This is a genomic window from Aureimonas jatrophae (genome assembly GCF_900104035.1).
Classification (GTDB): domain Bacteria; phylum Pseudomonadota; class Alphaproteobacteria; order Rhizobiales; family Rhizobiaceae; genus Aureimonas; species Aureimonas jatrophae.
Map to the genome: position 1 here is coordinate 615,517 of NZ_FNIT01000001.1, position 21,061 is coordinate 636,577.

The window sequence follows — 21,061 nt, forward strand, 5'->3', positions numbered from 1 at the left end:
CCGCTATCCACAATCTTGGCGAGCACGCAGAACCGGCCTGCAACTCCTGTATTGGACCATCCTCCCTTGAAAAGAACCGTTCTTGCCCTGACAGCGCTCGCCGCGCTCGTCTCCGGCTGCGCCCAGCCCATCGTGAAGACCACCGGGCCGCTCCAGATCCGCAGCGTCGCCGTCGCGGCCGCGCCCACCGTGAAGAGCGACACCGATATCGTGTCGCTGGTACGACAGACCCTGCCGCCGCAGATCGTCAACACGCGCGAGGGCCGATCCGCCGACCTCCAACTGACCCTGACCGAGGTCCACTACAAGAACCCGATCGCCTCGCTTCTGGTGGGCGATGCGAACCGGGTGCTGGCACAGGGCATCCTGCGCGGCGAGGACGGAACCGAGATCGCGCGCTTCGACACCGGCACGCTCGACCAGACGGTGCTGAACGGCATCAGCGGCGCGGTGATCGCGGCGGCGCAGGATCGCGCTCGCGTCGACCGGGCCCTGGCAAGGGGTCTCGCCAAGAACGTCGAGACGCGGATCTACGGCAACAACCATCGCGAGGTCATGACACCCGAGCTCGCCGCCAAGACCGCGCCCGCTCCGGCCGCGCCCGCGGCGCCGGCGCCCCGGCGGCCCGTTGTTCCCGCCCGGGGCGCGGCCGGCGTCTGACGGCTGCTCCGGCGCGGGCGTGCCTTATCGTCCGCGCCAGGCGTCCGGCACGTGCACCGGCCAACGGCGCGGCAGCACGGCCACGATGTCGAAGCGCAACGAGATGCGCGCATGGTCAGGCCGGCGCGTCAGCCACAGATCGGCGGCCGCCGCGATGCGGCGCTGCGAGGTGGCGCTCACCGCCTCCATCGCCGCTTCCAGCGTCGGGCGCGCCTTGACCTCGACGATCGCCACGAGGTCGCCGCGCCGCGCGATCAGGTCGATCTCGCCGAGCTTGGTGCGGTGGCGCACGGCCAGGATGCGGTAGCCCTTGAGGCGCAGGGCCCAGGCCGCGCGCCATTCCGCCCAGTGGCCGCGTCGCTCCGCCGCGCGCCGCCCCGCCATGCCGGTCTTGTTGTCGCCGCTGGTCTTCGGACTTGTCGTCCGCATCGCCTCGTCGCCTCCCCGCCACGATCGCGGATCGCAGCATGGACCGGATGCGTGCGCGCTTCAACCGAGCACGGCCACGCCTCAGCGCTTCTGGCCGCGCATCTCCAGCGCCCGGGCGTAAAGGTCGCGGCGCGCCAGGCCCGTCAGCCGCGACGCTTCCGCCGCCGCCTGCGCCGGCTTCATCTCGGCGAGCAGCCCGCGCAGGATCGCATCCGCCTCCGCCGCGTCCGCCGGTCCCGTCACGTCCGGCGGCGCCACGCAGACCACGATCTCGCCGCGCACGCGCTCCTGTGCGCCGAACGCCGCCGCCAGTTCGCTCAACGTCCCGCGCGTCACCGTCTCGTGCAGCTTGGTCAACTCGCGGCACACCGCCGCCCGCCGTCCCTCGCCCAGAACCGCCGCCATGTCGGCCAGGCTCTCCGCGATGCGATGCGGCGCCTCGAAGAAGAGGAGCGTGCCGGGAACCCGCGACACCTCTTCCAGCCGCCCGCGCCGCGCCGTCTCCTTGACCGGCAGGAACCCCGCGAAGAAGAAGCTGTCGGACGGCAGGCCTGACGCCACCAGCGCCGCCAGCGGTGCGGACGCGCCCGGCACCGGCACGACGGGAAGCCCGCGCGCGCCCGCCTCCACCGCCAGCCGAAACCCCGGATCCGATACCGACGGCGTGCCCGCATCCGTCACCACCGCGACCGAGCGCCCGGCCTCCAGATCCGCCAGAAGCCCTTCGGAAGCCTCACCGCCGCTATGCTCGTGGTAGCTCGTCATGGCGCGCCGGATGCCGTAGCGCGCCAGTAGCTTGCCCGTCACCCGCGTGTCCTCGCAGGCCAGCCGGTCCGCCGCCGCGATCACGTCCAGCGCCCGCAAGCTCACGTCCGACAGGTTCCCGATCGGCGTCGCCACCAGATACAGGCCCGCCTCCGGCCGCCGCGCGCGCATCACCACGCCGCGCAGCGTGAAGGTCCCCGGCTCGCCGGGCGCGGGATCGTCGGCGTCGGGGGGCTCGATGGTCATGGGAACCGGCGGGGCTGCCGCCCCGGTCCCCGCCCGGGAACGAATTCCCGGACCCTTCTACTCGTTTGGACAGCCTTTTCCATTGGGAGATGGGCCAGGGGCCCATCTCCCAATGGAACACTCTTCGAGCGGGGAGGGGTCCAGGGGAAATCATCTCCCCTGGCAGGGGTTTGGGGGTGGAGCCCCCATTGTCCCAGGGCTGCGATGCCCCTCACGCGAGGTCCGCGACCAGCGCGTCGAGCACCATCATGCCGGCGGGGGTGGCGCGGATGCGGTCGGGGCCGAGGCGCTGGAGGAGGCCGTGGCCGGCGAGGTCGCGCTCGGTCTGGCGGTCGATGTCGCGGCCCGAGAGGGCGCGCCAGCGTTTGAGATCGATGCCCTCGGCGAGGCGCAGGCCCATGAGCATGAGCTCGTCGGCCTGCTCCTGGGGCTCGAGGGGCGTGTCCTCGACGTGACCCTCGTCCCAGTCCTCGACCATCTTGAGCCAGGTTTCGGGATGCTTCTCGTTGGCGACCGCGTGGCGGGCGCCGTCCGGGCCCGGCAGGCGGGCGTGGGCGCCGGGCCCGATGCCGGCATAGAGGCCGTAGCGCCAGTAGGTGAGGTTGTGGCGCGATTCCGCGCCCGGCACGGCGTGGTTCGAGATCTCGTAGGCAGGCATGCCGTGGAAGGCGGTGAGCTGCTGCGTCGCCTCGTAGAGGTCGGCGGAGAGTTCGCCGTCGGGAACCTGGAGCTTGCCGGCCTTGTGGAGCGCGTGGAAGGCGGTGCCTTCCTCGATGGTCAGCTGGTAGAGCGACAGGTGGTCGGCGGCCAGGCCGATGGCCTGCGCGAGCTCGGCCTCCCAGGCCATGACGCTCTGGCCGGGGCGGGCATAGATGAGGTCGAAGGAGAGGCGCGGGAAGATCTCTCGCGCGAGCTCGATGGCGCCGAGCGCCTGGCCGACGTCGTGCAGGCGGCCGAGGCGGCGAAGGTCTGCGTCGTTGAGGGCCTGGACGCCGAGCGAGACGCGGTTGACGCCGGCCGCGCGGTAGCCGCGGAAGCGCTCCGCCTCGACCGAGGAAGGGTTGGCCTCGAGCGTGATCTCCGCGCCGTTGGCGACCGTCCACTGTGCGGCGACGGCCTCGAGGATGGCCGAGACGGTGCCGGGTTCCATCAGCGAGGGCGTGCCGCCGCCGAGGAAGATCGAGGAAACGGTGAGGCCGCGCGTGCGCGATCCTTGCGTCGCGATCTCGCGGCGGAAGGCCTCGACGAAGCGGGTCTGGTCGACGGGCTCGCGGCGCACGTGGCTGTTGAAGTCGCAGTACGGGCACTTGGCCGCGCAGAAGGGCCAATGGAGGTAGACGCCGAAGCCGGGATCGCCGGCGGGCGGCGCGAAGGGCTGGAGCGGGACCGGGGCGCGGGCGAGCAGGGTCATGGCGGGACCTATCTGACCCCGAGCGCGCGGGCCGCGAACAATTGGAAGGCGCGGGCGCGGTGCGAGAGGGCGGTGTCTTGTCCGGGACGCCAGCCGTGCTTCTCGTCGGACGACATCTCGCCGAAGGTGCGCGTCTCGCCTGCCGGCAGGAAGAGCGGATCGTAGCCGAAGCCCAAGGCACCGCGCGGCGGCCAGACCACGGTGCCCTCGATCTCGCCGCGAAAGAACTCGGTCTCGCCGGTGGGAGCGGCGAGGCACAGGACCGCGACGAAGCGTGCGGTGCGGCGCTCGGGCGCGGCGGCGCCGGCCGCCTGGAGCTTCTCCTCGACCTGGCGCATGGCCATGGTGAAGTCCTTGGCGGGCCCCGCCCAGCGCGCCGAATAGATGCCGGGATCGCCGCCCAGCGCGTCGACCGCGAGGCCGGAATCGTCCGACAGCGCCAGGAGGCCGGTGGCGCGCGCGGCCGCCAGCGCCTTGATCGCGGCGTTCTCCTCGAACGTGCCGCCGGTCTCGTCGGGCTCGGGCAGGCCCTTGTCGGCGGCCGACACGACCTCGAAGCCGACCGGCGCGAGGAGCTCCCGGAATTCCCGGATCTTGCTCTCGTTGTGGCTCGCCACCAGAAGCGGGCCGTTGGCGGGATCGAGGCGGAGCGTTGAGCCTTGGGTCGTCGAGCTTGGGGTCATGGCGAATCCGAACGGGCGCTGATCTGAGGGTTAGCGGCCGGAGCCGACCTGCGGCTGACCTTCGAGCACGGTGCGCTGACGCTCCACGAGCTGACCGATGCCGTGGCGCGCCAGGCGCATGAGCTCGGCGAGCTCGGCCTCCGAGAAGGGCTCGCCCTCGGCCGTGCCCTGGATCTCCACGATGCCGCCGCGCCCCGTCATCACGAAGTTGGCGTCGGTGCCGGCCGCCGAGTCCTCGAGATAGTCGAGATCGAGAACGGGGGTGCCGTCATGGATGCCGCAGCTGATCGCGGCCACGTGGTCGCGGATCACCTTGTCGCGCACCACCATGCCGCGCGTCTCCATCCAGGAGAGGCAGTCCGAGAGCGCCACGAAGGCCCCGGTGATCGAGGCCGTGCGCGTGCCGCCGTCGGCCTGGATCACGTCGCAGTCCACCGTGATCTGGCGCTCGCCGAGCGCCTTGAGGTCCACCACGGCGCGGAGGCTCCGACCGACGAGGCGCTGGATCTCCTGCGTGCGGCCCGACTGCTTTCCCGAAGCGGCCTCGCGGCGCATGCGCTCGCCGGTGGCGCGAGGCAGCATGCCGTATTCCGCCGTCACCCATCCCTTGCCGGCGCCCTTCAGCCAGCCCGGCACGCGCTCCTCCAGGCTCGCCGTGCACAGGACGTGCGTGTCGCCGAAGCGCACGAGGCACGAGCCTTCCGCGTGGCGCGAGACGCCGCGCTCCAGGGAAACCGCTCGCAACTCGTCGTTCTGGCGCCGGGATGGCCGCATGGGGAAGGTCCGCTTGGCTGATGAGGATGAGCGGCTTTTAGACGGCCCCTTTCGGCACCGCAAAGCAATTCGGCGGGACGCGCGCGGGCCGTTCCGCTTTGCGAGCGTCGCACCCGATCGTATATGAGACGGCATGAAGCCGCTCAACGCCGCGTCCCCGCTCGACCTGATCCACGGCCGCGCCGCCTCGGCGGGCGCGGGGCTGGACGAGCGCTCGCGCGACATCTTCCGTTTGATCGTCGACACCTACCTGGACAGCGGCGAGCCGGTGGGCTCGCGCAACCTGTCGAAGCTCCTCGCCTCGCAGCTCTCGCCGGCCTCGATCCGCAACGTCATGTCGGATCTGGAAGCGCTAGGGCTGATCTATGCGCCCCATGTGAGTGCCGGGCGCCTGCCGACCGAGCTCGGCCTGCGCTTCTTCGTGGACGCCTTTCTGGAAGTGGGCGACGTGCCCGAGCGCGAGCGCGCCGAGATCGAGGAGAAGATCCGCGACATGGGCGAGCGCCGCCCGGTGAACGCGCTGCTCACCGAGGCCTCGCAGCTCCTGTCGGGCCTGTCGCGCGGGGCGGGCATCGTGATCGCGGCGAAAAGCGACCCGCGGCTCAAGCACATCGAGTTCGTGCGGCTCGACGCGCGCCGTGCGCTGGTGGTGCTGGTGGACGAGAGCGGCGAGGTCGAGAACCGCGTCCTGGAGCTGCCCGCCGGCATCGCCGCCTCGCAGCTTGTTGAGGCCGCCAACTTCCTGAACGCCCATGTGGTGGGGCGCACGCTCGCCGAGGCGAGAAGCCGCGTCGACGCCCTGCGCGAGGAGACGGCGCGCGCGCTCGACGCCCTGTCGCGCCAGCTCGTCGACCAGGGGCTGGCCGTGTGGTCGGGCGAGGGCAGCTCGGAGCCCTCGCGTCTCATCGTGCGCGGCCGGGCGAACCTTCTGGAGAACGTGTCCGAGGCCGCCGACCTCGACCGGTTGCGCCATCTCTTCGACGATCTGGAATCCAAGTCCTCGATCGTGGAGCTGATCGACCTCGCGGAAGCGGGCAACGGGGTGCGCATCTTCATCGGCTCGGAGAACAAGCTCTTCTCCTTGTCCGGCTCGTCGCTGGTCATCGCCCCTTATTCCGACGCCGACCAGCGCGTGGTGGGCGCGGTCGGCGTGATCGGCCCGACGCGCCTCAACTACCGGCGCATCGTGCCGATGGTGGACTACACGGCGCGCCTCGTGTCGCGGCTTCTGGCGGGCACCGCGCGTCGACCCTGACGCGCGTCCGTCGCCATGATCCAGCCTTGATTTCGGTGGGGTCGCATTCGATATGCGGCCCGACATGCGTTTTTGGAGCGGCAGGGGTCGGCCCGCCATGCGGGCGGCCTCCGCCTTTGCGTCCGTCAGTGAAGGAGCATTCCCACCCATGACCAGCGATACGCAGCGCGACGAGACCGTCCAGCAGCCCACCGGCGCCTCGGAGGGCGCGGCCTTCTTCAAGGGTTCGGGGGTGGCGGGCGCGGCCGGCGGCGCGCCGGGGCAGTCGTCGCAAGCTTCCGAGGGCGACACGGTGCCGACCGGCGGCGAGGCTTCGGCCGAGACGCCGAGCCAGGCCGGCGCCCTGTCGCAGCGCCTTCTGGAGATGGAAGGCGAGAACGCCGAACTGCGCGACCGCATGATGCGGCTCGCCGCCGACATGGAGAACCTACGCCGGCGCACCGAGCGCGAGATCAAGGACGCGCGCCAGTTCGCGGTCGCCAACTTCGCGCGCGACATGCTGGCCGTGTCCGACAACCTCGCCCGCGCCATCCAGGCCCTGCCGGAGGGTGCGCGCGAGTCGGGCGACGCCGGCTTCTCGGCCCTGGTGGAGGGCGTCGAGATGACGGGTCGCGCCATGCTGTCGACGCTGGAGCGCCACGGCGTGCGCAAGCTCGAGCCCGAGGGCCAGCGCTTCGATCCGAACTTCCATCAGGCGATGTTCGAGGTGCCCAATCCCGACCTGCCCAACAACACCGTGGTGCAGGTGGTCCAGGACGGCTACGCCATCGGCGAGCGCGTCCTGCGCCCGGCCATGGTGGGCGTCGCGAAGGGCGGCCCGAAGGCCGCGCCCGCGGGCGAGACCCCCGCGAAGCCCGGCGTGCCCGACGAGAGCACCAAGGACGCCTGAGGCGTCCTGGCCGCCCGATCAGAAGCGCGGCGGGGTCGCTCCCGCCGCGCGATAGGCGGCGCGCACCGTGTTGGCCATGAGCATGGCCACCGTCATCGGGCCGACGCCGCCGGGCACCGGCGTCACGAAGCCGGCTACGGCCTCCGCCTCGCCATACCGCACGTCGCCCACGAGCCGCGTCTTGCCCTCGCCGCGCTCGGGCGCGTCGATCCGGTTGATGCCGACGTCGATCACCACCGCGCCGGGCTTCACGGCGTCCGCTCCCAGCATCTCCGGGCGCCCGACCGCCGCCACCAGGATGTCGGCGGTCCGGCACAACGCGTCGAGGTCGCGCGTGCGCGAGTGGGCGACGGTCACCGTGGCGTCGGAGCTCAGCAAGAGCTGCGCCATCGGCTTGCCCACGAGGTTGGAGCGGCCCACCACGACGGCAACGAGCCCCGACAGGTTCTCGCCGATCGCCTCGCGGATGAGCCGCATCGACCCCGCCGGCGTGCAGGGCACCATGGCGTCCGCGATCTGGCCGGAGGCGAGGCGTCCCGCGTTCACCAGCGTCAAGCCGTCGACGTCCTTGTCGGGGTGGATGCGGTTCACGACGCGCGCGGCATCGAGCCCCTTGGGAAGCGGCAGCTGCTGCAGGATGCCATGGATCGCGGGGTCGGCGTTCAGCGCGTCGATCAGCGCGAGAAGGTCGGCTTCCGCCACGTCGGCGGGCAGGCGATGCGTGACGGAATGGAAGCCGCAGGCCTCCGCCGTGCGTCCCTTCGAGCCGACATAGACCTGGGAGGCCGGGTCCTCGCCCACCAGCACCACGGCCAGCCCCGGTCGGACACCGTGCGTCTCGCGCAGCCGGTCGCCGGCCTCGCGCGCCTCGGCGAGCACCCTGTCGGCCGAAGCCCGTCCGTCGATCCGTTGTGCCGTCATGAAAGCCTCCGGGCTCCCGCTCATGTTGCGCCGCGATGGGCCTTATAGAAGCGCCGCGCGTGCGAGGCGAGGGCCGTGGACGCGTCCCACCGCGCGCCTATCTCCCGGCCAGGACCATAAGGGGATCGCGATGCAGCTTCGGGATCGGGTGGCGGTGGTGTCGGGCGCAGCTTCGGGGATCGGGCGCGCGATCGCCGAACTCTATGCGCGCGAGGGCGCGGCGGTGGCGGTGGCCGACCTCGACGGCGCCAAGGCCGCCGCGGCGGCGACCGCGATCGAGGCGGCGGGCGGACGCGCGCTCGGCCTCGCCATGGATGTCACCGACGAGGCGGCGGTCGACGACGGCATGCGGGAGATCGAGCGCACGCTCGGGCCCGTGGATGTCATGGTGGCGAACGCCGGCATTCAGATCGTCCATCCGATCGAGGACTTTCCCTACAAGGAGTTCCGGCGCGTCGTGGACATCCATCTCGGCGGCTCGTTCCTTCTCACGAAGGCGGCCGTGCGGCAGATGTATCCGCGACGGCGCGGCTCGCTCATCTACATGGGCTCGGTGCACAGCCACGAGGCCTCGCCGCTGAAGAGCGCCTATGTCGCGGCCAAGCACGCCGTGCTCGGGCTCGCTCGCGTCATGGCCAAGGAGGGCGGGCCGCATGGCGTGCGCTCCAACGTCATCTGCCCCGGCTTCGTGCGCACCCCGCTCGTCGAGAAGCAGATCCCCGAGCAGGCACGAGATCTCGGCATCTCCGAAGAGGAGGTGGTGAGCCGCGTCATGCTGGGCCGCACCGTGGACGGCGAGTTCACGACGCTCGACGACGTGGCGGCGGTCGCGCTGTTTCTCGCCGCCTTCCCTTCGGCCGCGCTGACCGGCCAGAGCATCACCGCCAGCCACGGCTGGTATACCGCCTGAGAGGAATCGCATGGACGTCATCGTCATCCAGCCCGTGGTCGCGCTCATCGCGGGCGTCCTGATCCTCCTGATCCCGCGGCTCCTGAACATCATCGTCGCGGTCTACCTGATCGCGGTCGGGCTGATCGGCCTGACGGCGGGCGTGAGCTGAGCGTGGCGCACCGGCTCCTGATTCTGGGTGGCGGCGCGGGCGGGCTGGAGCTCGCCTCGCAGTTTGCCGGGCACGGCGATATCGAGGTCACGCTGGTGGACCGGGAGGCGACCCATGTATGGAAGCCCCGCCTCCACGAGCTCGCCGCGGGCACGGTCTCGACCTCCCTGTCGGAGATCTCCTTCTACCGGCTCGGGCATCTCCGGCAGTTCCGCTTCGAGCAGGGCAGCGTCGAGGCGCTCGATCCCGAGCGCCGCACGGTGCGCCTCGCCGCCCTGCGCGACCGGGCGGCCGGAATCGAGGTACCCCCGCGCGAGATCGGCTACGACGGCTGCGTAGTGGCGCTCGGCGGCGTGACCGCCGACTTCGGCGTCGAGGGCGTGACGGAGAACGCCGTGCGCCTCGACGGCAAGGAGGATGCCGACGCCTTCCGCGAGCGCTTCGTGCTGGCCATGATCGGCGCGCGCGAGAGCGGTCGCCCGGCCGACGTCGTGATCGTCGGCTCCGGCGCGACCGGAACCGAACTCGCCGCTCACCTTCGCAACTCCGAGCGCGCCTTCTTCGACCAGAACGCGCGCGAGCGCGAGACGAAGCTGCTGGACATCACCATCCTCGAGGCGGGCGACGAGCTGATGCCGGGCGCCAGCGACGAGTTGCGGCGGGGCCTTGCCGCGCGGTTGCGCGAACTCGACGTCAAGGTCGTCACCAACGTCAGGGTCTCGGCGGTGGACCGGGACGAGGTGCGGGCGGGCGGCGAGCGTTGGCCCGCGACCCTGACGGTCTGGGCCGGCGGGCTCACGGGCTCCCCCGTTCTCGGTCGGCTCGGGCCGTTCCAGATCGACAAGCGGGGCCGCATCGTGGTGGACGAGACGCTGGCCGCGGAGGGCGTCCCGCATGTCTGGGCGATGGGCGACGCCACCAGCCTGACCCCGCGCGGCAGCGACAAGCCGCTGCCGCCCACGGCCCAGGTCGCGAGCCAGCAAGCCGACTATCTCGCGGAGGTCCTGCCCCTCACGCTTAAGGGCGAGCCAGTGGAGCCCTTCCGCTACCGCGATCGCGGCAAGCTCGTCTCGCTCGCGCGGGCGGGCGCCGTCGGCTCGTTGCCGGTCGGTCGCAAGAACAAGCTCGAGATCGACGGGGTGGCGGCGGTGGCTGCCTACAACGCGCTCCAGCGCCAGCACCAGTGGCGCGTGCTCGGCCCCTGGCGCGGCACGGTCGCGATCGCGGCCGACATGGTGTCGCCCGCCAAGGGACCCGCGCTGAAGCTGCACGGCGACTGAGCCGGCGGCTGGCCCATCCTTTCGAGAAGGCGGCCTTGCGGGCCTCAGAACTCGATGCCGACCTGCGCCTTCACGCCGGAGCGGAACGGGTGCTTCACCATCTCCATCTCGGTGACGAGGTCGGCGAGCTCGATCAGCTCCTCGCGCGCGTTGCGGCCGGTGACGACGACATGCTTCATCTCCGGCTTGTGGTCGCGCAGGAAGTCGACGACCTCGCCGACCGGGATGTAGTCGTAGCGCAGGACGATGTTGAGCTCGTCCAGCACCACCATCTGGTGCTCGTCGTCGAGGATCAGCGCCTTGGCGCGCTCCCAGGCGGCGCGGGCCGCCGCGATGTCGCGCTGGCGGTCCTGCGTCTCCCAGGTGAAGCCGTCGCCCATGGCGGTGATGGTCACCTGATCGCTGAAGCGCTCCAGCGCCCGTCGCTCGCCGGTCTCCCAGCGGCCCTTCACGAACTGGACGATGCCGACCCGCATGTCGTTGCCGATCGCGCGGAACACGAGGCCGAAGGCGGCGGTCGACTTGCCCTTGCCCTTGCCGGTGTGGACGATGAGGAGGCCCTTCTCCACGGTCTTGGTGGCGATGATCTTGTCGCGCGCGGCCTTCTTCTTGCGCATCTTCTCGGCGTGGCGGGCGTCGAGCTCCTCCTCGCTCATGGTGGCGAGGACGGGGGATTTCTCGCTCATGAGGCGATCCTTTGGTGCAAGTCGTTGCGGCGAGGATGCCAGAAGCCACGCCGCACCGCTTCCCGAAAACGCGCCTCCATCTCGGCGAGCGCCGCCGGATTGTGCCGCTCGATGAAGCCGCGCACCGCCGCGTCGCCGAGATACGCGTCGTGCAGGAGGTCGAAGTGGCGGCCGGGCACGGCGTTGGTGGTGGCGGCAAAGGCGAAGAGGTAGTCCACGGTCGCCGCCATCTCGAAGGCGCCCTTGTAGCCGTGGCGCATGACGCCCGCGATCCACTTCGGGTTGGCGGCGCGCCCGCGCACGACCCGCGCGATCTCCTCGGCTAACGTGCGCGGCACGGGGCGCTCGGGGTTTGAGTGGTCGAGGTGGTAGCTTGCGGGCGCCGTCCCCGAGAGATGCTCGACGCTCGCGGCGAGCCCCCCCTCGAACTGGTAGTAGTCGTCGGAGTCGAGAAGGTCGTGCTCGCGGTTGTCCTGGTTCTGGACGACGGCCTGCACGGCGGCGAGGCGGCGCTCCAGCGCGGGCCTCGCCGGCACGCCCTCCTCGCCGTCGCCATAGCTGTAGCCGCCCCAGACGAGGAAGCCTTCGGCGAGATCGGCTCGGCTTCGCCAGCCGCCCTCGTCGATCAGCGCCTGCAGCCCTGCGCCGTAGGCGCCGGGCCTGGAGCCGAAGACGCGCGCGCCCGCCATGCGGCGTGCGGAGTCAGTCGAATGCCCGTCGCGCCGGAGGCTGTCCGTCTCCTCGCGAAAGCGCGCGGCGATCGGGTTATCCTCCTCGTCCTCGTCGAGCAGCGCCACGGCGCGCACCGCGCGATCGAACAGCGCGATCTGCTCGGGAAAGGCGTCGCGGAAGAAGCCGGAGATGCGCAAGGTCACGTCGACCCGTCCGCGCCCGAGCCGGGCGGGCGTCAGGATCTCGAAGCCGGTGACGCGCCCGCTTGCGCGCTCCCAGGTCGGCTGAACGCCGATCAGCGCTAGCGCTTGCGCGATGTCATCGCCGCCCGTGCGCATGTTGGCGGTGCCCCAGGCGGTGAGCGCCAGCGCGCGCAAGGGTTCGCCGTGGTCCTGCGCGTGGCGGGCGAGCAGCAGCTCCGCCGAGCGGCGCCCGAGGCTCCAGGCGGCTTCGGTCGGCACACCGCGCGTGTCGACCGAGAAGAAGTTGCGCCCCGTCGGCAGCGTATCGGGCCGCCCGCGCGTCGGCGCGCCCGAGGGGCCGGGGGGCACGAAGCGCCCGTCGAGGCCGGCCAGCAGCCCCGCGATCTCGGCCGCTCCCGAGCGGTCCAGCGCGGGCGCAAGGCGCCCCCGAACGTCGCCAAGCACCGCGCGTGTCGCTTCCCAGGCGGCGTCCGGCTCGGTCTCGCCCTCGACCAAGGCGGCGGCCAGCGCCTCCAGCCGTTCCACGGTGTCGCCCCGGCTGCGCCAGGGACCGGTGGCGATGCTGGCGAGAACGGCCGGGCGCGCGCCGTCCCACGGCGCGCCCCAGTCGCCGCCGAGCGGGTCGAAGGCCAAGTCCAGATCGGCGCTCAGCGCGCGCGTCAGCGAGGCCTCGGCCGGCTCCAGGCCGCGCGGCAGGCGGGCGAGCGCCACGAGCGTGTCGCGCCGCAGCCGTCCTTCCGGCGAGCACCCGAAGACATGCAGCCCGTCGCGGATCTGCATCTCCTTGAGCTCGCACAGCCAGCCGTCGAGCTTTTGAACCGTCTCGGGATCGTCGATCGAGCCCAGACCGGCATCGGCGAGAAGCCCGCTCGCCTTGGCGAGGTCGGCGATCTCGCGCGCCAGGAGCCTGGCGCGGCGCGGATCGCCCTCGGTGGCCGTGAAATACTCGTCCACCAGCGCTTCGAGGTCGCGCGCCGCTCCGTGGCTCTCGGCGCGCGCGAGCGGCGGGGTCAGGTGGTCCACCACGACGCCGGCCGTGCGCCGCTTGGCCTGGCTCCCCTCGCCGGGATCGTTGACGATGAAGGGATAAAGGTGGGGCAGGGGCCCGAGGAGCGCCTGCGGCCAGCACGCGTCGCTTGCCCCCAGCGCCTTGCCCGGCAGCCACTCGAGGTTGCCGTGCTTGCCCATGTGGATCACGGCGTCTGCCGCGAAGCCCTCGCGCAGCCAGCCGTAGAAGGCGAGGTAGTTGTGCGGGGGCACCAGCGCGGGATCGTGGAAGCTGGAGGCGGGATCGATGTTGTAGCCGCGCGCCGGCTGGACGCCGATCGCGACGCCGTCGCCCAAGCGCAGGACGGGGATGGCGAAGACACCCTCGCTGAACATCGGGTCGTCCGCCGGCGCGCCCCAGCGATCGGTGACGGCCTGGCGCAGCGCCTCCGGCAGGGTCGCGAGAAAGGTCTCGTGCCGCTCGAGCGGCCAGGTTTCCCGGATTTGGCGGCCGGCGACGCCGGCATTGGTCGGTCCCTCGGCGAGCTGTCGCATCAGCGCGTCGCCGTCCGCCGGGATGTCGTCGACGCGGTAGCCGGCGTTCCGCATCGCCCGCAGCACGTTGACCGTCCCGGCCGGCGTATCGAGCCCGACGCCGTTGCCGAGCCGCCCGTCGCGGTTGGGATAGTTGGCGAGCACGATCGCGACGCGGCGCTCGGCCACCGGCGTGTTCCGCAGCCGCGCCCAAGACCCGGCCAGCGCGGCGGTGAAGCGGATGCCGCTTGCGTCCGGCTCGTGCGCGACCACGGAAATCTCGGTGCGCGCGTCGAAGCGCGCCTGTGCCTTGAAGGCGAGCGCGCGCGAGAAGACGCGCCCGTCCACCTCGGGAAGCGCGACGTTCATGGCAAGGTCCCGGGCGCCGAGGCCGCGTGGCGAGGCGTCCCACGCCTCGCGCGAGCCGGCCGCGAGGATGCCCTGCAGGACGACGGCCCCGCTCTCCTCCAGCACCGTCGGCACCCGCTCGCCGCGCAGGGCCGACACCGCGAAGCTCGTGAGGTTCACGGCGACCGCGGGCGGGCGCTCCCCGAACAGCGTGCGCAGGACGGCGGTGCTGGCCTCGTCCTTGAGGCTCGCGACGAACACGGGAAGCGGGTCGAGCCCCTCGCGCTCCAGGGCAGCGCACAGGGACTCCACGACGCCGAGATGCCCGCTCTGAAGAAGCGCGCGGTAGAAGCAGACGGCGGCCACCGGCGCGCCTGCGTTGCGGCGCGCCCGCTGCCATTCGCCCGCACGCGGCAGGGGACGGGCCGGCTCGGGCCAGGGCGCGTCGCCCAGGATCGCGCGCGTCGCCCGCAGAAAGGCGTCGGCGTTCTCCGGTCCGCCGGCCAGGAGATAGCCGGCGAGCCGCCCCGCCTCCGGCTCGCCCAACGTCGACAGCGCGGCCAGTTCGGCATCCGGCCGCTCGTCGCCCGGCAGGAACAGGACGGGAAATCCGTGCCGCCGGCCCGCCGCGCTCCAGGCCTCGCAGCCATGCGCCCAGTAGCTGCGCCCGCCCAGCACGCGGATCACCGCGAGACGAAGGCGGGGCGCGAGGCGCTCCAGCTGCGCGTCCACCGACATGGGATGGCCGAGCTGGGTCAGGTTCGCGAGCCGCAGCTCGTCGCGCGGCATGTCCAGCCGCTCGGCCGCCGCCGCCAGACTGGCCAGCTCCGTGTCGGCGGCCGACAGGACGAGGACGCGCCCCGGCGTCTGGCCGAGATCGACGGCCGGCGTCCCTTCGCTGAGCGAAACCCCTTGCGCGAGCGGCAGGTGCACGGCGCGGCTACTCGGCGGCCTGCGCCGCCGGGATGCCGGCTGCCGCGCGCAGGGCGTCCGCGATCGCCGCCTCGCCGTCCTCGATCCGGTCGTGCAGCCCGATCACCACCAGCGCCGAGCGTCCGTCCTCGCCGGGCGTGAGCCTGCGGTCGTAGTAGGTCGCGATCCGCTCGCCCACCGCCTGCACCACGAGGCGCATCGGCTTGCCCTCGACGCTCGCGAAACCCTTCACGCGCAGGATGTCGTGCCGGCGGATCGTGTCGCGCAACGCCGCCTCGAAGGCGGCCAAGTCGCGGATCGCGCCGAACTCCGCGACGAAGCTCTCGAAGTCGTCGTGGTCGTGCGGCTCGCCGCCCTCGTGCTCGATCTCGTGATGCGAGCGGCGGCTGGCGATGAGATCCTCGGTGCCGGCGCCAAGGCCCAGCAGCACGTCGGCCGGCAGGCGCCCTTGCGAGGCCTCCACGATCGCGGGCAGGCGATCGCCCGAGCTGTCCGCGATCGTCGCGCGCACGGCGGCGATCGCGGCGGCGTCGAGGAGGTCGCACTTGTTGAGGACGAGAAGGTCGGCCGCGCGGATCTGGTCCTCGAACAGCTCTTCCAGCGGGTCGTCGTGGTCGAGGCTCGCATCGCTCGCGCGCTGCTCGGCGAGCTTGTCCTCGTCATGGGCGAAGCGCCCGGCGCGGACGGCCGCCGCGTCGATCACGGTGACGACGCCGTCGACCGTGACGCGAGCCTTGACCTCGGGCCAGTTGAAGGCGGCGACCAGCGGCTGGGGCAGGGCGAGCCCGCTCGTCTCGATCACGATATGGTCGAGCCGGTCGGCGCGCTCGATCAGCTTTTCCATGGTGGGGATGAAGTCGTCGGCCACCGTGCAGCAGATGCAGCCGTTGGTGAGTTCCACGACGTCCTCCTCGCGGCACGTCTCGACGCCGCAGCCCTTCAGAAGGTCGCCGTCGACGCCGAGGTCGCCGAACTCGTTGATCACGAGCGCGATGCGCCGGCCCCCGGCGTTCTCCAGAAGGTGGCGGATCAGCGTGGTCTTGCCGGCGCCCAGGAAGCCGGTGACGACGGTGGCGGGAATCTTGCGCATTGGTTGTCAGCCCTTGATGCGGAGCGGCAGGCCGGCGACCACGAGGTGGACCTCGTGGGCGAGTGCCGCGACGGATTGATGAAGAAGGCCGGCCTCGTCGCGAAAGCGGCGGGCGAGCGCGTTGTCGGGGACGATGGACAGGCCGACCTCGTTGGACACGAGGACGACCGAGCTTTTGGGGGACAGGTCGCGCAAGGTCGCCAGGAGCGCCTCGCGCTCGGCCTCCATGTCGCGCTCGGCGAAGAGGAGGTTGGTGACCCAGAGCGTCAGGCAGTCCACGAGGACGGCGGTGCCCGCCCCTGCCTCGCGGCGGATCGCGGCGCCGAGCTCCAGCGGCGCGTCCACCGTGCGCCAGGGTGCCGGGCGGCGCGCCTGGTGCTCTGCGATGCGCCGTTCCATCTCGCGGTCGAAGGCCTGGCCGGTCGCGAGATAGACCGGCTCGCGGCCGGTGCCGCGCACGAGCCCTTCCGCAAAGCGGCTCTTGCCGGAGCGGGCCCCGCCCAGAACCAGCGCGAGGCTCACGCCGCGCGAAGCCCTGCGGGTCGACGCGCGCCCGCGAACCGCTCGGCGAGGATCCCGGTGAAGAGCCCCGCCAGCGCCCAGAACGCGGCGGAAACGAGAAGCGAGGCCATCACGAACTCCGCCGCGAGGCTGGCCGGCACGGGCGAGGCGATGTCGGCGGGGTGGGGCGCGCCCACAAGATGCGGCAGGACGAGAAGCGCGACCGCGCCAAGGCGCGCCGCCGTCTCGCGGCGGAAGACGAGAATCGCCGCGCCGCCCGCCGTCATCAGCACGGTCGCCAGCCACCAGATCTGCCGCGCGTGAAGGTCGGCAGCCGGCATGGCGGGCAGCTCCGGTGGCAGGCCCAGCGCCGGGGCAAGCGTCAGGACCGCAAAGCCTGCGAGGCCCCAGAGCGCGCCGTTGCGCCGCGTGATCGGGCGGTTTGCGGCCAGGCTCGCGGCCGACAGGAGCAGCGCGAAGCCGGCGCCGAGCACGAGGTTGGCGAGCAGCGAGCCGGCGAGGCGCTCGGCCGTGCCGGACGCCTCGCCGTCGCTGCCGGCCGGCGCATGGGCATGGGCCGGCGTGACGAGGGCGAGGGCGGAGTGCGCATGGGGCGCGTGGTCGTGGCCGCCGCCCTCGAAGGTCTCGGCCTCGAGGATGAGCGGCGTCGTTTTCAAATGCTGGAGGGGCGTGACCGCCGCGCCGGCCAGAATGCCGGCGACGAGCGCCACGAGAAGGGTTCGAACGATCATGACTTTCACCTGCGCGATCGCGGGGCGGCCTCAAAGGCCGGGCTCGGGCGATCTGGGACAAAGGAGGCAAGCCGCCGGCATCCCACGCCGACGCGATCCCGCCCGGAGGGCCGGTTGGTGCGAAGGCGAGGTTGCGTCGAAGGCCTAAGGCGAGGCGCGTCAGGGCGCCGGCCGTCGGCTCAGTGGCAGGGCAGACCCATGGCGTGGCGCACGTCGTGCGCCGTGTCGTGCAGCGCGTCGGCCGAGGCGAAGCCGGCGCCCCACAGGAGCGGCAGGGCGACGAGAAGGGCGGCCGAGGCGGCGAGCCAGCGGGCGGGCGTGGTGCCTTGCGCGGCGGGAGTCGCGGCGTGCGTGTTCATGACGGTTCAACCTCCGTGACGGCGACCCGGCGGGTCGCCCGATACGGATGGCAGGTCTCCTGGCTCACGGGTCGCTGGTCGTCTCCTGCCTTCCCGGACGCGAATCCAGTGGCGTTTCCGGGGGGTGACGCCCGGTGGAGGAACCTCGCCGCTCTACAGTCGCGGGGTCGGCTGCGATACGGGCGCTTGGTTTAAGTCCGCCCTTCGCATTCCCTCTTAGCCCGTGCGCACGAGGCGTGGCGCGGGACCATCCGCCGCGCAGGATACGGGGGCGGGGCGTGGAGTCAATCGCGCGCCGCGCTGCTAGGGGCGATGATCTTCGAGAGCGAGCGGCAGCTCGTCCAGGAGTTCGCGTGCCAGGAAGCCCACCGTGCCGATGCGGCGCGCCAGACGCCGTCCGGCCTCGGCATGGAGGAAGACCCCCCATTGCGTGGCAAGGCGCGGCGAGGCGCCGCGCGCGAGCAGCCCCGCCACCACGCCCGACAGGACGTCGCCCGAGCCGGACGTCGCCATGCCGACACCGCCGCCCGCGCAAAGCCAGGGCGTCTCGTCCGCCTCGCACACGAAGGTGGAGTTGCCCTTCATGGCCACCACCGCGCCGGTACGCCGGGCCGCTTCCAGGCCGGCGCGGGCGGGATCGGCCTCGACCGCGGCCCGCTCCTGCCCGAGGAAGGCCGCCATCTCGCCGGCGTGCGGGGTGAGCACGAGGCGTCCGGGCGCCGCGCGCAGGCGCTCGGCATCACCCGACAGACTGGTGATCGCGGCCGCATCCAGGACGATCGGCGCCTCGATCCGCTCGATCAGGCCGAGCGCCAGGCTGCGCGAGCCGGTCTCCTCCACCATGCCGGGACCCAGAAGCACGGCATCGGCGCGCGCGGCGTCGTCGACGATCCTCTCCAGCTCGGCCGGGTCGATCTCGCCGTCGCCGGTCTCGCGCAGCGAGATGACGCGTGCCTCCGGCATCACGATCGCCATGGCGAGGCTCATGGAATGGACGGTCGCGATCTGGAGTTTGCCGGCGCCGACCCGCAGGGCGGCGGTGGCGGCGAGCAGCGCCGCGCCCGGCACCTCGCGCGAGCCGGCGATCACGAGGATCGTACCCCGGTCGTCCTTGGAGCCGGCCGCGGCCAGATCCGGCAGCGGCTGCCCGAGAAGGAAGGAACGGTCGACCGCGACGGGTTCGCTCATCCGGCCGCCGCCTTGCGATCCGGCTCGGCCGTGACGGGCGTGCCCTCGCGCTGCATGGGTGCGGTGAAGTTGTAGAGCTTGAGCGCCAGCTCGTCGCCCTCGCGCCGGTACTGCGTGACGCCGCAGTTGGCGACCTCGGTCTCGCGGTCGATCCGCAGGATCGCCTCCTCGTCGAGGCGCTCGATCACGTAGCGAAGGCACAGGACCACGACCTGATGCCCGACGATCAGGACGCGCTTGTTTCCGTAGTGCAGCGCCACGGTGTCGAGCATGGAGCGAAGGCGCAGGATCACGTCGCACCAGCTCTCGCCGCCGGGCGGCCGGTGGTAGAACTTGCCGAGGATGCGGCGAAACTCCGCCTGGTCGGGATAAGTCTCCTGGATGCCGCGCGCCGTCAGCCGGTCGAGAACGCCGAACTCCTTCTCGCGCAGGCGCTCGTCGGTGATGACGCGGTCGACGCCGATGCCCCCTTCCGCGACGATCCGGCCGGCGGTCTGCCGGGCCCGCGTGTAGGGCGAGGACAGGACGATCTCGGGCCGCTCGTCGGCGGGCATGGCCGCGAACCAGTGACCGACCGCGTCGGCCTGCTCCTGCCCGAGCGGGCTCAGCGGCACGTCGACGTCGCGTGCCTCGATGTCGATGCGCGACAGGCCGTCGCGCATGGCGAGGTCGCGCGCGACGTTGCCGAGGCTCTCGCCATGGCGCACGATCCAGAGGCTTGCCGGCCAGCCCGTCCCGTCCGCCATGCGCGTTTCCTTGGTTCTCGCTTCACGTCCCGGTGAGCTAGGGCGGGCGCCCGGCTTCACCAGCGGTGTCGCGCGACGCAATCGTGAGGCGCGAACCGAGCCGAACGGTTGCGGGTGGGCCCGATCCGCTCGCCGACGGTCGCGGCCGGTCTATCTCCTGCCGATCCGCTGCCCCGCTTCGCCGATCGAGGATCCGACCCCATGCATCATCCCGCCATCGCCCCGCTGCACACCGCCGTCATCACGGGCGGCGCATCCGGCATCGGTCTGGCCGCCGCCAAGCGCTTCCTGCGCGCGGGGCTGAAGGTCGCGATCGTCGACCGGCGCATGGAGGAGCTGGAGCGGGCGCAGGAGGAACTTCTCGCCATCGCCGACGAGCCGGGCCAGGTGCTCGCGGCGGCCTGCGACGTGTCGGACCGGCAGGGGCTGGAGCGCACCGCCGCCCATGTCGAGCGCACGCTCGGCAAGGTCCACGTCCTCATGAACAACGCGGCGATCCAGTCGGGTTCATCGATCTTCGGCGAGCAGGCGGTCTGGGACGCGGTGCTGTCGATCAACCTGGGGGGCGTCATCAACGGGACGCGGGCCTTCGTGCCGGCGATGCGCGCGCACGGCGAGCCGGCGCTCGTCATCAACACCGGCTCCAAGCAGGGCATCACGACGCCGCCGGGCGATCCGGCCTACAACGTCGCCAAGGCCGGCGTGAAGGTGTTCACCGAGGCGCTGCAGCACGAGCTGCGCCAGACGGACGGCGGCCAGGTCGAGGCCGCGCTCCTGATCCCCGGCTTCGTGTGGACCGACCTCACGCGCGGGGAGCGCACCGAGAAGCCGGCCGCCGCCTGGACCGCCGAGCAGACCGTGGACTTCATGATGGAGCGCCTGGAGGCCGGCGACTTCTACATCCTGTGCCCCGACAACGACGTCTCGCGCGAGCTCGATGAGCGGCGCATCCTGTGGGCGGCCGGCGACATCGTGGAGAACCGTCCGCCCTTGTCGCGCTGGCACAAGGACTGGGCGGAGCGCTTCAAAGCGTTCGCCGAGGACCGCTGAGGCGTCCCGGCCTTTGCCGAAAACGCGTCAGCGGATCGCCTGAGGCTCCCGCCCGCGCGTCATGCGGCTCAGCGTCGCGTCGCGGCGCACGAGCCCGTGCCAGAGCGCCATGGCGATGTGGCCGGCGACAAGAACGAGAAGCGTCCAGCCGAGGAAGCCGTGCAGGGCGTTGCCGGGCGCGACGAGCGCCGGCACAGGCTCGCCGCCCGGCGCGACGAGCTGGATCCCGTAGACCCGGAAGCCGCGGCCGTTGCCGGCCGCGCGCAGGATGGCGAGCGTCGGCACCACCACCATCAGCGCATAAAGGGCGAGGTGCCCGAGCGTCGCCGCCCTCGCCAGAAGCGGCGGCCCCTCGTGCGGGGGCCGGCGCGACCAGTTGGCCAGGCCCCAGGCGCCGCGCAGGAGCACCAGCACCCAGAGCGTGAAGCCGACCGAATAGTGCGTGCTCCAGAAGAAGCCCTCGATCGCGGTATCCTCGGCCACGGCGCGAAGGATCGCGCTCGTGAACTGCCAGGCGAAGAGAAGCGCCATGCCCCAGTGAAGCGTGCGGGTGACGAGGCCGTAGCCGGACGGCTGGTCGGCAAGGGGGGCGGGGGACTGCGCGCCGGCGATGCTCATGGTCGACCTCGAATCAGACG

22 protein-coding genes and 1 riboswitch are annotated in these 21,061 nt (G+C 72.1%); of the genes, 7 read left to right on the top strand and 15 right to left on the bottom strand.

Translation table 11 applies throughout. The features are described from left to right. Positions 1–66: 66 nt before the first annotated feature. Entirely contained in the window at positions 67–660 is a 594-nt protein-coding gene (locus BLQ76_RS03040; protein ID WP_090668615.1) for a hypothetical protein, read from the top strand. Positions 661–684: 24 nt separating this feature from the next. On the opposite strand, the gene BLQ76_RS03045 is transcribed toward BLQ76_RS03040, so the two are convergent. The 5 genes from BLQ76_RS03045 to rph all read right to left on the bottom strand — a co-directional run bounded on the left by BLQ76_RS03045 (position 685) and on the right by rph (position 4,968). Continuing rightward, complete coding sequence (locus tag BLQ76_RS03045) at positions 685–1,089, bottom strand: YraN family protein (protein ID WP_425285128.1); 405 nt, start codon at positions 1,087–1,089, stop codon at positions 685–687. 81 nt (positions 1,090–1,170) lie between these two features. Beyond that, positions 1,171–2,100: a 16S rRNA (cytidine(1402)-2'-O)-methyltransferase gene (gene rsmI / locus BLQ76_RS03050; RefSeq protein WP_090668618.1), complete on the bottom strand. Its 930-nt coding sequence runs from the start codon at positions 2,098–2,100 to the stop codon at positions 1,171–1,173. Positions 2,101–2,311: 211 nt separating this feature from the next. Then, positions 2,312–3,511: a radical SAM family heme chaperone HemW gene (gene hemW / locus BLQ76_RS03055; protein WP_090668621.1), complete on the bottom strand. Its 1,200-nt coding sequence runs from the start codon at positions 3,509–3,511 to the stop codon at positions 2,312–2,314. Between the two features lie 8 nt (positions 3,512–3,519). After that, complete coding sequence (gene rdgB, locus BLQ76_RS03060) at positions 3,520–4,194, bottom strand: RdgB/HAM1 family non-canonical purine NTP pyrophosphatase (RefSeq protein WP_090668623.1); 675 nt, start codon at positions 4,192–4,194, stop codon at positions 3,520–3,522. A 30-nt stretch (positions 4,195–4,224) separates the two neighbouring features. Continuing rightward, positions 4,225–4,968 carry a ribonuclease PH gene (gene rph, locus BLQ76_RS03065; RefSeq protein ID WP_090668625.1) on the bottom strand — a complete coding sequence of 248 codons (744 nt, stop codon included), beginning with the start codon at positions 4,966–4,968 and terminating at the stop codon, positions 4,225–4,227. Between the two features lie 133 nt (positions 4,969–5,101). Here rph and hrcA point away from each other — a divergent pair, with 133 nt between their 5' ends. Both hrcA and grpE read left to right on the top strand, forming a co-directional pair. Continuing rightward, positions 5,102–6,223 carry a heat-inducible transcriptional repressor HrcA gene (hrcA, locus tag BLQ76_RS03070; protein WP_090668628.1) on the top strand — a complete coding sequence of 374 codons (1,122 nt, stop codon included), beginning with the start codon at positions 5,102–5,104 and terminating at the stop codon, positions 6,221–6,223. A gap of 148 nt (positions 6,224–6,371) precedes the next feature. Further along, complete coding sequence (gene grpE, locus BLQ76_RS03075) at positions 6,372–7,112, top strand: nucleotide exchange factor GrpE (protein WP_090668631.1); 741 nt, start codon at positions 6,372–6,374, stop codon at positions 7,110–7,112. Between the two features lie 18 nt (positions 7,113–7,130). Here grpE and folD read toward each other — a convergent pair whose 3' ends face one another. Further along, on the bottom strand, positions 7,131–8,033 hold the full coding sequence (gene folD / locus BLQ76_RS03080; protein WP_090668633.1) for a bifunctional methylenetetrahydrofolate dehydrogenase/methenyltetrahydrofolate cyclohydrolase FolD: 903 nt from the start codon (positions 8,031–8,033) through the stop codon (positions 7,131–7,133). A 130-nt stretch (positions 8,034–8,163) separates the two neighbouring features. On the opposite strand from folD, the gene BLQ76_RS03085 reads away from it, so the two are divergent. From BLQ76_RS03085 to BLQ76_RS03095, 3 genes are read left to right on the top strand one after another with little or no spacing between them, the layout of a single operon-like run. Continuing rightward, positions 8,164–8,943 (top strand): 3-hydroxybutyrate dehydrogenase, encoded by a 780-nt coding sequence (locus BLQ76_RS03085; RefSeq protein WP_090668635.1) that lies wholly within the window; start codon positions 8,164–8,166, stop codon positions 8,941–8,943. Between the two features lie 10 nt (positions 8,944–8,953). Next, complete coding sequence (locus tag BLQ76_RS03090; RefSeq protein WP_090668638.1) at positions 8,954–9,094, top strand: DUF3096 domain-containing protein; 141 nt, start codon at positions 8,954–8,956, stop codon at positions 9,092–9,094. Between the two features lie 2 nt (positions 9,095–9,096). Next, positions 9,097–10,374, top strand: coding sequence for an NAD(P)/FAD-dependent oxidoreductase (locus tag BLQ76_RS03095; protein WP_244519447.1), 1,278 nt, complete (start codon positions 9,097–9,099; stop codon positions 10,372–10,374). Between the two features lie 44 nt (positions 10,375–10,418). On the opposite strand, the gene cobO is transcribed toward BLQ76_RS03095, so the two are convergent. The 8 genes from cobO to BLQ76_RS03135 all read right to left on the bottom strand — a co-directional run bounded on the left by cobO (position 10,419) and on the right by BLQ76_RS03135 (position 19,373). Then, a complete protein-coding gene (gene cobO, locus BLQ76_RS03100; RefSeq protein ID WP_090668644.1) occupies positions 10,419–11,060 on the bottom strand; it encodes a cob(I)yrinic acid a,c-diamide adenosyltransferase in 642 nt (213 codons plus the stop codon). Further along, complete coding sequence (cobN, locus tag BLQ76_RS03105; RefSeq protein WP_090668646.1) at positions 11,057–14,737, bottom strand: cobaltochelatase subunit CobN; 3,681 nt, start codon at positions 14,735–14,737, stop codon at positions 11,057–11,059. Before cobN ends, cobO begins: the two co-directional genes overlap by 4 nt. A 7-nt stretch (positions 14,738–14,744) precedes the next feature. Beyond that, positions 14,745–15,827, bottom strand: coding sequence for a cobalamin biosynthesis protein CobW (gene cobW / locus BLQ76_RS03110; RefSeq protein ID WP_090668649.1), 1,083 nt, complete (start codon positions 15,825–15,827; stop codon positions 14,745–14,747). Positions 15,828–15,833: 6 nt separating this feature from the next. Then, entirely contained in the window at positions 15,834–16,349 is a 516-nt protein-coding gene (gene cobU / locus BLQ76_RS03115) for a bifunctional adenosylcobinamide kinase/adenosylcobinamide-phosphate guanylyltransferase (RefSeq protein ID WP_090668652.1), read from the bottom strand. Further along, entirely contained in the window at positions 16,346–17,080 is a 735-nt protein-coding gene (locus BLQ76_RS03120; protein WP_090668654.1) for a CbtA family protein, read from the bottom strand. Before BLQ76_RS03120 ends, cobU begins: the two co-directional genes overlap by 4 nt. Before the next feature lie 179 nt (positions 17,081–17,259). Then, positions 17,260–17,439 (bottom strand): CbtB domain-containing protein, encoded by a 180-nt coding sequence (locus tag BLQ76_RS03125; RefSeq protein WP_090668657.1) that lies wholly within the window; start codon positions 17,437–17,439, stop codon positions 17,260–17,262. A gap of 32 nt (positions 17,440–17,471) precedes the next feature. Further along, positions 17,472–17,706, bottom strand: a riboswitch (cobalamin riboswitch). A 36-nt stretch (positions 17,707–17,742) separates the two neighbouring features. Next, on the bottom strand, positions 17,743–18,627 hold the full coding sequence (locus BLQ76_RS03130; RefSeq protein WP_090668659.1) for an NAD(P)H-hydrate dehydratase: 885 nt from the start codon (positions 18,625–18,627) through the stop codon (positions 17,743–17,745). Next, positions 18,624–19,373, bottom strand: a complete 750-nt coding sequence (locus BLQ76_RS03135) for a histidine phosphatase family protein (RefSeq protein ID WP_090668662.1) — start codon at positions 19,371–19,373, stop codon at positions 18,624–18,626. The genes BLQ76_RS03130 and BLQ76_RS03135 overlap by 4 nt, the downstream gene beginning before the upstream one ends. Positions 19,374–19,574: 201 nt before the next feature. On the opposite strand from BLQ76_RS03135, the gene BLQ76_RS03140 reads away from it, so the two are divergent. Beyond that, positions 19,575–20,423 (top strand): SDR family oxidoreductase, encoded by an 849-nt coding sequence (locus tag BLQ76_RS03140; protein WP_090668665.1) that lies wholly within the window; start codon positions 19,575–19,577, stop codon positions 20,421–20,423. A 27-nt stretch (positions 20,424–20,450) separates the two neighbouring features. Here BLQ76_RS03140 and BLQ76_RS03145 read toward each other — a convergent pair whose 3' ends face one another. Then, complete coding sequence (locus BLQ76_RS03145; RefSeq protein WP_090668668.1) at positions 20,451–21,041, bottom strand: cytochrome b; 591 nt, start codon at positions 21,039–21,041, stop codon at positions 20,451–20,453. Positions 21,042–21,061: the final 20 nt, after the last annotated feature.

Bases quoted from the DNA above. Each gene is read 5' to 3' on its own strand.
- BLQ76_RS03140 (WP_090668665.1), top strand. From the start codon at position 19,575: ATGCATCATCCCGCCATCGCCCCGCTGCACACCGCCGTCATCACGGGC.
- rdgB (WP_090668623.1), bottom strand. From the start codon at position 4,194: ATGACCCCAAGCTCGACGACCCAAGGCTCAACGCTCCGCCTCGATCCC.
- rph (WP_090668625.1), bottom strand. From the start codon at position 4,968: ATGCGGCCATCCCGGCGCCAGAACGACGAGTTGCGAGCGGTTTCCCTG.
- hemW (WP_090668621.1), bottom strand. From the start codon at position 3,511: ATGACCCTGCTCGCCCGCGCCCCGGTCCCGCTCCAGCCCTTCGCGCCG.
- rsmI (WP_090668618.1), bottom strand. From the start codon at position 2,100: ATGACCATCGAGCCCCCCGACGCCGACGATCCCGCGCCCGGCGAGCCG.
- BLQ76_RS03130 (WP_090668659.1), bottom strand. From the start codon at position 18,627: ATGAGCGAACCCGTCGCGGTCGACCGTTCCTTCCTTCTCGGGCAGCCG.
- BLQ76_RS03085 (WP_090668635.1), top strand. From the start codon at position 8,164: ATGCAGCTTCGGGATCGGGTGGCGGTGGTGTCGGGCGCAGCTTCGGGG.
- cobO (WP_090668644.1), bottom strand. From the start codon at position 11,060: ATGAGCGAGAAATCCCCCGTCCTCGCCACCATGAGCGAGGAGGAGCTC.
- BLQ76_RS03120 (WP_090668654.1), bottom strand. From the start codon at position 17,080: ATGATCGTTCGAACCCTTCTCGTGGCGCTCGTCGCCGGCATTCTGGCC.
- cobW (WP_090668649.1), bottom strand. From the start codon at position 15,827: ATGCGCAAGATTCCCGCCACCGTCGTCACCGGCTTCCTGGGCGCCGGC.
- BLQ76_RS03090 (WP_090668638.1), top strand. From the start codon at position 8,954: ATGGACGTCATCGTCATCCAGCCCGTGGTCGCGCTCATCGCGGGCGTC.
- BLQ76_RS03145 (WP_090668668.1), bottom strand. From the start codon at position 21,041: ATGAGCATCGCCGGCGCGCAGTCCCCCGCCCCCCTTGCCGACCAGCCG.
- BLQ76_RS03045 (WP_425285128.1), bottom strand. From the start codon at position 1,089: ATGCGGACGACAAGTCCGAAGACCAGCGGCGACAACAAGACCGGCATG.
- grpE (WP_090668631.1), top strand. From the start codon at position 6,372: ATGACCAGCGATACGCAGCGCGACGAGACCGTCCAGCAGCCCACCGGC.
- hrcA (WP_090668628.1), top strand. From the start codon at position 5,102: ATGAAGCCGCTCAACGCCGCGTCCCCGCTCGACCTGATCCACGGCCGC.
- BLQ76_RS03135 (WP_090668662.1), bottom strand. From the start codon at position 19,373: ATGGCGGACGGGACGGGCTGGCCGGCAAGCCTCTGGATCGTGCGCCAT.
- BLQ76_RS03125 (WP_090668657.1), bottom strand. From the start codon at position 17,439: ATGAACACGCACGCCGCGACTCCCGCCGCGCAAGGCACCACGCCCGCC.
- folD (WP_090668633.1), bottom strand. From the start codon at position 8,033: ATGACGGCACAACGGATCGACGGACGGGCTTCGGCCGACAGGGTGCTC.